The 11,401-nt window shown below is 35.4% G+C and carries 15 protein-coding genes; 10 read left to right on the top strand and 5 right to left on the bottom strand.

The features are described from left to right. Nucleotides 1–328: transposase (locus Megvenef_RS04045; protein ID WP_322776028.1), on the bottom strand; the 328-nt coding region annotated here is incomplete at its 3' end. 298 nt (nucleotides 329–626) lie between these two features. Here Megvenef_RS04045 and Megvenef_RS04040 point away from each other — a divergent pair. Beyond that, nucleotides 627–938 carry a hypothetical protein gene (locus tag Megvenef_RS04040; protein ID WP_322776711.1) on the top strand — a complete coding sequence of 104 codons (312 nt, stop codon included), beginning with the start codon at nucleotides 627–629 and terminating at the stop codon, nucleotides 936–938. Between the two features lie 203 nt (nucleotides 939–1,141). On the opposite strand, the gene Megvenef_RS04035 is transcribed toward Megvenef_RS04040, so the two are convergent. Next, nucleotides 1,142–1,996, bottom strand: a complete 855-nt coding sequence (locus tag Megvenef_RS04035; protein ID WP_322776710.1) for a hypothetical protein — start codon at nucleotides 1,994–1,996, stop codon at nucleotides 1,142–1,144. A gap of 170 nt (nucleotides 1,997–2,166) precedes the next feature. On the opposite strand from Megvenef_RS04035, the gene Megvenef_RS04030 reads away from it, so the two are divergent. From Megvenef_RS04030 to Megvenef_RS04005, 6 genes are all read left to right on the top strand, one after another. Then, nucleotides 2,167–2,772, top strand: coding sequence for a hypothetical protein (locus tag Megvenef_RS04030; protein WP_322776709.1), 606 nt, complete (start codon nucleotides 2,167–2,169; stop codon nucleotides 2,770–2,772). A 92-nt stretch (nucleotides 2,773–2,864) separates the two neighbouring features. Then, nucleotides 2,865–3,086 carry a hypothetical protein gene (locus Megvenef_RS04025; RefSeq protein WP_322776708.1) on the top strand — a complete coding sequence of 74 codons (222 nt, stop codon included), beginning with the start codon at nucleotides 2,865–2,867 and terminating at the stop codon, nucleotides 3,084–3,086. Between the two features lie 250 nt (nucleotides 3,087–3,336). Then, entirely contained in the window at nucleotides 3,337–3,774 is a 438-nt protein-coding gene (locus Megvenef_RS04020) for a Dps family protein (RefSeq protein WP_322776707.1), read from the top strand. 19 nt (nucleotides 3,775–3,793) lie between these two features. Next, nucleotides 3,794–5,197, top strand: a complete 1,404-nt coding sequence (locus Megvenef_RS04015; RefSeq protein WP_322776706.1) for a cytochrome ubiquinol oxidase subunit I — start codon at nucleotides 3,794–3,796, stop codon at nucleotides 5,195–5,197. Continuing rightward, nucleotides 5,190–6,212 (top strand): cytochrome d ubiquinol oxidase subunit II, encoded by a 1,023-nt coding sequence (gene cydB, locus Megvenef_RS04010; RefSeq protein ID WP_322776705.1) that lies wholly within the window; start codon nucleotides 5,190–5,192, stop codon nucleotides 6,210–6,212. Before Megvenef_RS04015 ends, cydB begins: the two co-directional genes overlap by 8 nt. A 449-nt stretch (nucleotides 6,213–6,661) precedes the next feature. Then, nucleotides 6,662–6,928: a LysM peptidoglycan-binding domain-containing protein gene (locus Megvenef_RS04005; RefSeq protein ID WP_322776704.1), complete on the top strand. Its 267-nt coding sequence runs from the start codon at nucleotides 6,662–6,664 to the stop codon at nucleotides 6,926–6,928. 301 nt (nucleotides 6,929–7,229) lie between these two features. Here Megvenef_RS04005 and Megvenef_RS04000 read toward each other — a convergent pair whose 3' ends face one another. From Megvenef_RS04000 to Megvenef_RS03990, 3 genes are all read right to left on the bottom strand, one after another. Then, nucleotides 7,230–7,622: a nucleoside triphosphate pyrophosphohydrolase gene (locus tag Megvenef_RS04000; protein WP_322776703.1), complete on the bottom strand. Its 393-nt coding sequence runs from the start codon at nucleotides 7,620–7,622 to the stop codon at nucleotides 7,230–7,232. Between the two features lie 272 nt (nucleotides 7,623–7,894). After that, a complete protein-coding gene (locus Megvenef_RS03995; RefSeq protein WP_322776702.1) occupies nucleotides 7,895–8,143 on the bottom strand; it encodes a hypothetical protein in 249 nt (82 codons plus the stop codon). Between the two features lie 191 nt (nucleotides 8,144–8,334). Then, nucleotides 8,335–9,903 (bottom strand): lysine--tRNA ligase, encoded by a 1,569-nt coding sequence (locus Megvenef_RS03990; protein WP_322776701.1) that lies wholly within the window; start codon nucleotides 9,901–9,903, stop codon nucleotides 8,335–8,337. Between the two features lie 67 nt (nucleotides 9,904–9,970). On the opposite strand from Megvenef_RS03990, the gene Megvenef_RS03985 reads away from it, so the two are divergent. The 3 genes from Megvenef_RS03985 to Megvenef_RS03975 are packed head-to-tail and all read left to right on the top strand — an operon-like array spanning nucleotide 9,971 to nucleotide 11,346. Continuing rightward, a complete protein-coding gene (locus tag Megvenef_RS03985; protein WP_322776700.1) occupies nucleotides 9,971–10,447 on the top strand; it encodes a disulfide bond formation protein B in 477 nt (158 codons plus the stop codon). 14 nt (nucleotides 10,448–10,461) lie between these two features. Continuing rightward, nucleotides 10,462–10,998: a demethoxyubiquinone hydroxylase family protein gene (locus Megvenef_RS03980; protein ID WP_322776699.1), complete on the top strand. Its 537-nt coding sequence runs from the start codon at nucleotides 10,462–10,464 to the stop codon at nucleotides 10,996–10,998. A 3-nt stretch (nucleotides 10,999–11,001) separates the two neighbouring features. After that, nucleotides 11,002–11,346: a SixA phosphatase family protein gene (locus tag Megvenef_RS03975; protein ID WP_322776698.1), complete on the top strand. Its 345-nt coding sequence runs from the start codon at nucleotides 11,002–11,004 to the stop codon at nucleotides 11,344–11,346. Nucleotides 11,347–11,401 lie beyond the last annotated feature (55 nt).

Genomic DNA, 11,401 nt, shown 5'->3' with positions numbered 1-11,401 from the left:
CTTCAGACACATCAAGATCTTGCTGCAAATATTCATAACCACAAAAATATTGCCAATAAATATTTTCCTTTAGCTCTTCCTCCGTAAACGAATCAGAACCGTTGTACATAGCTTGAAGCATTGATAGTGCTAGCATTACTCTATGATCTTTCTTATTTCTACCAAATTGCTTGATTTCAATGTTAGGCAATGCTCTGGCTTCAAGTTCAGACCAATTTACTAAATCCCTTAGTTTATATAACTTGTTTTTAGGATTTAGTTTTGTAGATAATTTCTCTTCAAATAACCTTTCTTGTTTTTGGAGAAAAGTAATATTTTCTATAGGCATAATTTTAAAATCCGTAAGCTTTATGCGGTAATTATACCATTTTCTTATGGATTTTGTAAGCTGTTTATGACATGAAACCCCTTGTTAATTCAGGCGGGGAGAGTTTTGACGGAGGGACTAATAAGTTCTTTTTCGGTAAAGTTTAGATTCTTGTCTCTTTGAAATCAAGGGCTGTAGTCGTTTTTTTCCATTGCTAATTTAATCTTTTATGGGAAAGTTTTTTGGTTGAATCGCAAGTCTAGTGCTCTACAAGCCTTATGGGATATAGAGTTTTCTCTTATGTTACATTTACGCAGGAATGTGGTTAATACCCTTTATTTCTATCCTTAAAAAGAATGCTGAAATGGTACAATTATTCTTTAGCAAAAGAGCTAGTTCTATCGAGAATTTTAAATCTATTTCTCCTAGCAGCATAATGGTTAATTGTCAGAATAAGCTCAAAGCCTTGCAAGAATCTAAAGACTTCTCAAGTTTAAAAGAAGTAAATCAAGATAGTGCCAAAGAAGTAAGCTGGGATATATTAAATCTGTCTAAACATACAGAATTAGTTATGGATTTAATGGGAGATGATTATCCAATCGATGAATCAAGCGTGGCGTTTGGGTATTAATAAAAAGGGTATTAAAAAACCTTGCGCTAAAGTAGGTGTGAGAGAAATTCATAACAATCTCTCTGTTAATTTTAACCCGAGCATTAATAGAAGCCATATTACTTCAAAGAATTATTAGCTCTTAGTGTGAGTGCTCGGGTATTATTGTTTTTCAAGGTTAAAAAAAACTAATTTTCCCCTTTTAGATTTCCCAAGCACTGCACCTAAAGGTTCATGCCACTTTTAGGCGGTTGTTTAAAAGGTACTACATCTTTCGGTTGTGGCGTTGATTTTTTCTGGTTTTGTTTTGCCACTAACCCATCATGAATTTTAGAGACTTGCTCCTTCATAACGGGACTAACCATCACTTGCACTACTTTTTTCTGGAGTTTATTCATTATCCGAGTCTTTATAGAAGGCTTTGGAACCGATGGTTTCGGTCCTTCTTGTTTTATTTTTTCTGCAAGTTTTTGAGTGTTTTCTTCTACACCTTTACTTGTTAGCGGACCAACATTCTCCTTAATAGCATTCTTGATTCCCTCAACGCTAATAGAGCTTTTAATCTTCTGGCCAATTTCTGCACGCTTTTCCGGATCTCCAAGTGATTTAATGTTTTGTCCAGCTTCCTTATACTTATCTTGTACAGCTTCAAAAGTAGTTTTAGGTACCCCGGCCCTCTTGGACGCTTCAACAGTTTGTTCTACCTGTTCACCAATATTCGTTGCTACATAAGCAGTCATAATTGCCGGCCCAACTCCTGGCACTGCGGCAGCTGCCCCAGCAACAACACCTTTTACCAACGACTTGATTACTGACCCCACGCCTAATTCTTCGTTACGCATAGACTGTTTAAAAGCATAAACACCAGTAACAATTGATCCAAATACTGGTATAGCACTTGCTGCTATCAACCCTGTCTTAGCTCCCATATCCAAAGGATTAGTAGCAAAATGAGCAGGAAGAGACGCTATTCCAACAGCAAAATTTTTAACATCTCTTGCTACTCTGCTGAAAAAACCTTTTTTTTCCACTTTTTTTGGGGAATCCGTTTCAGCTTTATTGGAATCACTTTTTGCCATAGATTTCCTTATTTTTTTATAAACTACGATCTTAACTTTAACATATAAACTTAAAATATAGTAAATTTATTATTTAATTTTTATCTAATGACTTAATTAAAAATGATACTGTTGTTAAAGCTACAAAATATATAAATAGAATCTTTAAATAATAAAGAAGGTAAAACTAGTTGAAGCAAGCGCAGGTAAAAATAAGTTTTGATACGAATTCATTATTATCAATATTAGCTGAAATTCTTGAATGTTCCATACGAGAAAGAGATATATTACTTCCTATCAAAGCAACAGAAATAAGGAAGGATACAGGTGTAGAAATTGTTTATCGGCATCAATTTGATAGTATATACTCTTCTCCAATTGAAACACAAATATTAATACCAGCACAAATTAGTGATGATGGCGTATATAATATTTCCATATTCAGTAATCAAACTAGCCAAAACAAGACTGATCAAATCCGATTAGTAAAGTCTTCACTCATCACAGCTTTCACTAAACTAGAAATCTTGGCTCAATATAACAAAGGTCAAACATTTATTACCGTAATCGATCCAGGCCTTTTTCTTTCTAAGCTATTAGTAACGTCTATACCAACAGTCCTAATAAAATTGATCGCTGATTATTTTGCTTCAGCTTTGCATGTAATAACACTTCATCATCAAGCAACAACCCCAATATTACCAGTACTAAAAGAAAGGGCTGAGTTTGATAATGTGGATAATTCTCTCTTAGGAACACAAAACGATACAGAAACAAGCGATCTTTGTAAAGATTAATATATTAATCTTTACTTAACTATATTTCTTTAAACTATTAATTAGGTTCCTCGTCAAGGAATCTTTGTTAACAAAAATCTAGGGAGGTTAATATGGATCCACTAACTATTGGTCTAGTAGCTATGACTTGCTCGATTATAATTGCAGCCACCAACCTTACAATGTGTACCCTACAAAGTTGTACAGCTGTAAAAAAATCTTACAATGAACACAGTTCAGAGGCTAGTCACACCTTGTCAGATGATCACCATAACCCCGAACATGACAGCATACACCTTGTTGAGCTTGTAGGCAAAGCTGTTCACCCTGAATAATATTTAAATTATTTTGATAAATATGGGATAGTAAATTTTTTACTATCCCATATTAAAGATTAGTATGTTTCAATTCTACAGAACTAAAACTATTTCCTTACGAGCCACATATTGATCTACACCACCAACCAGCTAAACCAGGCATTAACCTCCAGAGATTACTACTTTTATTATTGACAGTATGTACTATGTATTGCTACAACTAATATGGAATAAAACTAAGTTAAGTTCTGCAAAATAGGAGAGTAGTATGACTAATAAACCGGTAATAGAGGGACTTAAAAACGTACTCGCAGATAATTATGCCCTATATCTTAAAACTCAAAATTATCACTGGAACGTTGAAGGCCCGAATTTTAAAGGACTACATTTGTTGTTTGAAGAACAATACGCCGATCTTGCAGGAGCAATCGATACAGTAGCAGAGCTTATCCGTGGTTTAGGCGAAAAAGCTCCTGGCACATTTGATACTTATATCAAAAGAACTTCCATCAAATCTGGTAATGAAAATGCTTCTGCACAGCAAATGATTCAGGATCTGCTAGAAAGTCAAACCTTGATTCAGAAAACTTTGCAACAATGCCTTGAAATGGCACAAAAAGCAGGTGATGAAGTGGTAGCTGGCTTTATGATTGAACGCCTAACCTTTCATCGTAAAGCATCGTGGATTCTGAAAAGCAGTTTATAAAGTCAGGAAGTATTACCTAATGTTTGAATTTGATCCGATTTTATTAGCCAGAATTCAATTTGCATTTACCATTAGTTTCCACATTATATTTCCAGCCTTTACAATAGGATTAGCTAGTTTTTTAGCAGTTCTTGAATGGCGTTGGTTAGCAACTGGCAATAATCATTTTCGTGAAGTTTATAAATTCTGGATAAAGATTTTTGCAGTTGCTTTTGGTATGGGAGTGGTGTCTGGAGTAGTAATGTCTTACCAATTGGGTACCAACTGGTCACTATTTTCTGATCGTGTAGCGAACGTACTTGGACCACTATTTGGTTTTGAAGTACTAACAGCTTTTTTTCTTGAAGCATCTTTTCTTGGTATAATGCTTTTTGGTTGGGACAGAGTGAGCAAAAAAATGCACTTTACCGCCACATGTATAGTAGCAGTCGGCACTTTGATCTCTGCATTTTGGATTTTGTCTGCCAATAGCTGGATGCAAACTCCTCAGGGATTTAGCATAGAACCGGATGGCCGCTTGATGCCAACTAACTGGCTCAAAATTATTTTTAACCCCTCATTTCCCTATCGCTTTGCACATATGATAACAGCCGCCTATCTGACTACAGCATTTGTAGTTGGTGGTGTGGGATCGTTCTATTTGTGGAATAAACGCCATTTACAACACGCCAAGATAATGCTAGGCATGGCTACAATCATGGCCGCATTAGTGGCACCAATGCAACTTATGATCGGTCATATGCACGGTGAGAATACTATGGAATACCAACCAGTAAAAGTGGCTGCAATGGAGGGTAACTGGGAACATACAACCAATGCACCTTTATATTTGTTTGGTTGGCCAAATCAGCAAAAAGAAACTACAGAATTTGGCATTACTATTCCAAATGGTGCAAGCTTTGTATTGACTGGTAAAGCAGATGGTAGAATTCCAAATCTTAAATCTTTTGCTCCTGAGGATCGTCCGCCTGTAGTTTGGGTCTTTTGGAGTTTTCGTGTTATGGTTGGGATAGGAATGCTAATGATATTAGTTGGTGGGTTAAGTGCTGTGCAATATTTTCGTAAGAAATTATTTGACAGTAGGTGGTTGCAAGGAGTTTGGATGCTGATGATGCCTTCAGGATTTATTGCGCTATTAGCAGGATGGTTTGTTACTGAAATTGGTCGCCAACCTTGGACCGCATATGGCGTGATCCGTACAGTACATTCAGTTTCTCCGGCTATCCTAGGACCACAAGTTGCATGGTCACTATTTGCCTTCGTGGTGATGTACACATTTGTATTTGGTGCCGGTAGTTACTATATTTTGAAGCTAATTGGTAAGGGGATTAGTGTATCCGAAGACACAGAACAATTCTACAAACACGGCCTTGAGGCTTCCATCATAGAAGCTAGTAAATCAAAAGGAGGTAACCATGTTTGATTTTTCAACTTTTATTGATTTACCGTTAATTTGGGGTTTGCTTATTGCTAGTGCAATCTTTCTTTATGTGCTATTAGATGGTTTTGATCTTGGAGTAGGCATCTTGTTTCCTTTTGCCCCATCAGATAAATGTCGTGACCGGATGATGAACTCTATTGCACCATTTTGGGATGGCAACGAAACATGGCTAGTGCTTGGTGGGGGCGGACTTTTTGCAGCTTTTCCTCTTGCTTATTCGATTCTCATGCCAGCATTTTATATTCCAATTATAGTGATGTTACTTGGCTTGATTATGCGTGGTGTAGCTTTCGAGTTCCGTTTTAAGGCTGAAGGTAAATCACGTAATATATGGGATTATGCATTTCATTTTGGATCACTCGGCGCAGCTTTTTGTCAGGGTATGATTCTAGGTAGTTTTGTACAAGGAGTTGAAGTAACTGGACGTAATTTTTCTGGCGGACCATTTGATTGGGCTACTGGTTTCTCTGTTATGACTGGTATTGCAGTGGTCTTTGGCTATGCGCTGCTTGGTTCAACATGGCTTGTTATGAAGACCGAAGATATAACACAGGATTGGGCACGTAAAGTGGCTTCTTATGTACTATTTTTTGTTGGCTTATTTATGCTGTTAGTTAGCATGTCAATGCCTTTTCTCAACGAATGTATACAAAAATTCTGGTTTAGTAGCCCCAACATTTATTACTTGTTACCAATTCCTCTACTTACAGCATCTCTATTTTTTATGGTTTGGTATGATTTGCACTGTCCAAAACGAGAATATCGGCCATTTTTTGCTAGTATAGGCATTTTCTTTTTTGGTTATTTAGGATTGGGCCTTAGTTTGTTCCCTTGGATTATTCCCTATAAGTATAATATATGGCAAGCAGCGGCATCCGGGCCTGGGTTATCACTAATGTTAGTAGGAGTTGCTCCACTGCTTCCACTGATTCTTGGCTATACAGGCTACTGTTATTACGTCTTTAGAGGTAAATCTGGTCATGATCATATGTATTAAACAGTCAATAATAAAATACCTCAATGATTCACCTAAACTAAAGCAGTGGTTGTGGTTTATTACCCTCTGGTTTAGTGGTTTGTGCTGCGTACTATTGCTGAGCTATCCAATAAAATTGTTAATTAAATTTTCTCAATATTAGTAATTTAGGTTGAAGATGTGATATCAATTTAGCAAGATTATCATGCAGTTACCCTAAGCTACACCAGGTAGCTCTCAAATTATCCATACTAATTTCAGGCTAAATTATATAGCTTTTATTTTTATTATCATCCTCCAATAAATTTTTTTAATTCTCAACACAATATTAAAGTATATTCTTACTTAGGGTATGTTTTTATATTGATAAATATAACTTAGGGTAGTAAATTAGGAATAGTCATAAAATTTTGATTATTAATTTTATGAGGACTTTTGTACGCTGAATCAATTTTTAAAAGAGGTAAATCATGTCTAAAGGTAAACATACTGTACAACAAAATGAAACTCTATCTCATGTGGCAAAACAACACTATGGCAAGGTGGATTACTGGAAAGGTCTTGTAAAAGCAAATAAAGATATAATTAAAAAATATGATTTTAATAGTGGTTATGTTTTAATTACTCCTGGTCAGCAATTAGATTTACCTAGTGACTTAACTGTAAAAGCATATACAGATAATATAAATGAGCAAATTAACCTTTCAGGAGCTGATCATGTTACTTTCGACTTTTAAAGCTCTATAGAAAATATTAATAATTTATACCCAACGCACAAGCAACACTAATCAAATTTGTTTGTATCTAGAGGGAGTCGCAAACTATAATAAATCACATTGGATTTGCAGTTACGTGAGCACAGCGAGATTTGCTGAATTGGTAGCACCTATAATTCCATTTCTTATACTAATATTAGTATAAGAAATGGAAAGCCCTTATTTTATTGCGTAGTGGAGTCATTCACACATTATTATCTCTGTGAACTTGTTCAGGACCTATCTTTCTCAGGAATGAGTATGTATAAAAATCGCATTGAAGTTAAGTAAATTTGTATGGCCTATTCTTATTCTCTAAGTACTCTATCACCTTATGATTGTCATGAGCTACTTGTATATAGTGCACGTAATTCTCTGGCTTAAAATATCCGTTTATTTCTCTTTTCTCTATTCTTGCTTGTTCAATCTCAACCTGTGAAATCTCCGTTGATTCTGCAATTGCATAAATTACTTCCAAAACATCAGCGAGTTCTGTGATCAACTCTTCTCGTGATTTCGCTTCAGAAACCTCATTCGCTTCCTCTATAATTTTTTGTTTTAGCTGCACTACATATTCTTCTATTTCAAGCTTTTGGGAATTCACAACTACACCTTCCTTTGCCATACGATCTGGTAGCTTGCTCCGAATCAACTTGTTAAATGTATACTTTCTCATTTTATCACGATATTAATAATTTTAGAAGATAAGGCCATCCTGACCTTGGTTTAGAATCTTTGTCTGCTACCTAAAACCCTGAATCAAGTTCAGGATGACGACAGAAGATTCAGAATGGCTTTTTTGTATATTTCATTCAATTACTACCAGCTGAAGCCGGTAGTAATTGAGATTTATTTTTTAAGTAAAGTCATAAACCCCAGTAACCAGTTGTATTTTGCAGCACAACTGGCTCGGGTTAACCCTATTTACTTGAGTTTTTACGACGCAGCTTATTCTGAATCATCTGGGTCGCTGCCATTACCAAGCGCTTCTATATCTATATGTTCCACAAACTCGTTGCTAGCTTTTTTGCCTTCACATAGGATTGTTCCAGCGGCGTGAATTCGAGCTTGAGTGGCATTAATCTCAGCTTGCGTACTAGGCGCTAATGAGTTACCTAGTGTTAGGGTTAGGGTTGATTTAAAATGTTTGCTAAGGTTGTTAATCTCTGCGTCGTCATTAGCACGGCTTCTTTTCATATAAATTATCTTTATTTGTTTACTTTTTTAATTAATTTGCTTTAGTAGTAAGGGTCTATACTTTACTCAGTTAAACAAAGCATAAGCTCTAGTAGTAAAACTAGCATATTTTATAGATGATATATCTAAAATATGCTAACAAAAGGTAAGCAATTATCGCGCCTACATTAATTAAAACTAATAAAAATAAATCAAAGCTTACTTTCAATCAGTTTAATAGTCTCTTTGATGCCATAAAGCTTGAAAAACGAACCAAGTCTTGGACCTTGAGTTTGACCAAGCAAAATCTGATAAAGCTCTTTGAAAAAATCACGCAAATTCTCATATTCAGCCTCTGTGCCAATAGCATAGATTTTGTTTTGGATTTCCTCTCCTGATTCTGATCCATTTAAACCTGATAACATCACGATGATCTGCTCCAGTAATAGTTTTTGTTCACTAGTCGGCTTATGATATTCTTTTGTACTTTTGACAAAGTCGTTGTAATAAGTAACTGCAAAACCTGTCATATGTTCCAGATACGGCGCATTTTCTGGAGTAGCTTTAGGCGCATATTTAGAGATAAACCCCCACAACACATTTTTATCATCTGGATTGCAAACTGAGGCTAAATTAAGCAACAAACTGAAGCTTATACCATATGTTTCAATATTTGGTACATTACCTTGATGAATATGAAACGCAGGATTAGCTAGCTTTTGTTTTATATCCTCTTCTTCGTGGTACTTTTTATTAAACGTTAGATATTCATCCACACATTTTGGTATCACATCAAAATACAAACGTTTAGCTCTGGATGGCGATTGATACATAAATAAACTTATGCTTTCAAGCGGAGCATAGTGCATCCACTCGTCTACACTTATGCTGTTACCTTTTGATTTGGAAATCTTACTCCCATCGGCATCAAGAAATAGCTCATAAAAAAACTGGATAGGCACCTTACCGTCCAAAATACGACAAATTTCACTATACAACTTGGCATTTGGCATATGATCTTTGCCATACATTTCATAATCCACATCAAGTGCCGCCCAACGCATACCAAAATCTGGTTTCCATTGTAATTTGCAATTTCCCCCGGTCACCAGCACTTCAACAAGTTCACCCGATTCATCTCTATAGGAAACACTTTGTCTTTCCCTGTCTACTTTCTCGATCGGAACTTGCAATATTGCTCCAGTTTTTGGACAAACCGGCATAAATGGGGAGTAGGTTTTTTGTCTCTCCTCTCTGAAAGTCGGCAACATTAATCTCATGATCTCGTCATACTTATCTATAGTTTTGAGCATCATATGATCAAACGTTCCAGCCTTATAACAATCGGTTGCACTATAAAAAATATAATCAAATCCAAAGCGATCTAAAAACGATCGAAGCTTTGCGTTCATGTAGTGCCCAAAGCTTTCTTTCTCACCGAATGGGTCTGGAATTCCAGTTAATGGTTTACCTAAATATTGTGCTACCATTTCTCTATTTGGGATATTTCCAGGTACTTTGCGAAGTCCATCCATATCATCAGAAAAACATATAAGCTTAGTGGGGATATCGCATATCTGCTTAAAGGCCTCTCTAACCATCGTAGTTCTACTTACTTCAGCAAATGTTCCAATATGAGGAAGTCCTGAGGGGCCATAACCAGTTTCGAAAAGCACATAACCTTTGGCCGGAGTTTTCCCTCCTATATGGTCATAAATTCTTTTTGCCTCTATAAAAGGCCAAGCATTAGAATTTAATAAATTGTCGAAATTTATTGTCATAGTTATATTGTGGGTTTAGGATGTAAATATATTTTATTCGTAGTTACAATATTATTATAATAGATTCATGTCAATAAATCTTAAGAACACTCACGTCATCATTATAGCTATCTCGGTTGTAAGCCTTCTTGCAGCTTACCTGGCCGAGTATATCTTTTTACTCGCCCCATGCCCGTTATGTGTTTACCAAAGATTCCCTTATTTAATTTTTATTATGCTTGGGATAATTAGCCTTTCAAGCCAATATAGCTATCGTAAGTACTATATTACTGTAGCAATTATTTCCATAATAATTGCGTTCTATCATACTGGTATTGAAAGAGGAGTATTTGAACTATCCAGTTTTTGCAAACCTTTGGTCTCTGTTAGTGATAATATTTCCGTAGCAGACTTTAAAAAAATGCTATATCACAAAGAAATTGCCCTATGTAACAAACCAGCTTTAGTAATTTTTGGTTTGTCCATGACCGAATGGAATTTGCTTTTGAATATATTTTTACTTACAATGTTGTTTATGTTTAAAAACAAATCAAAAAGCTATTAGTTATACTAAATTAAATGCCTAAACCATATTTTAATGACAATAATAAAATCAAAGAAATCCTAATGGTAAACCATGCAGGAGAATTTGGTGCCCAGCGGATTTATCAAGGTCAACTTGCGTTTACTAAGAATCATAATGATATTAGTACAATACAACATATGCTTGAGCAAGAACTAGAGCATTTAAACTATTTTGAAAATGAAATTAAGAATGGCCAATCAAAACCAACTTTTCTGCTACCATTATGGAGTGTTCTAGGTTATGTACTTGGTGCCCTAAGTGCCATAGCTGGAACAAAAACATCTATGCTTGTTACAGAATCTGTTGAAGAAGTAATAGTGAACCATTATCAAGAACAAATTGAATATTTAGAAAATTCTGGTAATCAGAGTCAGTTACTTATTAAGATTAAGCAATTTAAGCAAGAAGAAGCTGAGCATATCGAAATTGCGATCAAGAATGATAGTAAAAATGCAGAGCTATATAGCGCTCTATCAAAAATGGTAAAAACAATGTGCAATATGGCAATTTATTTATCCAAGAGACTATAGAGTATGAAGTTACTATTAATGCGCCATGCACATACCGAGCAATCACCTGAAAAGCAAGATTTCGAACGTATACTGACGGATCAAGGACAAGCAGAAGCTATGGAAGCAGCTAATTTCTTAGATTCGTATCGGATTGATAAAATGATTGTTTCTTATGTAAAAAGAACCCTACAAACAGCAAATATTATTGAAGAACAAATTCCCATATCAGAGAACGAAGTAGTAAAAGAACTTTACAATGGAACTAGGGAAAATATGATTGAGCTCCTCTCTAATCAAGAAGATACAAATAAACACATCTTAGTAATAGGTCATAACCCTTTAATAGTCTCTCCGTCAAAACTCTAAATTTTTGATATAATTTCAAGAATTTCAAAAATAAATCACCGCACATTCATTTTTT

Source organism: Candidatus Megaera venefica, from assembly GCF_034554655.1.
GTDB classification, from domain to species: domain Bacteria; phylum Pseudomonadota; class Alphaproteobacteria; order Rickettsiales; family Rickettsiaceae; genus Megaera_A; species Megaera_A venefica.
The sequence above is the reverse complement of the archived record's forward strand: the minus strand, read 5'-3'. Positions and strand labels throughout refer to the sequence as shown.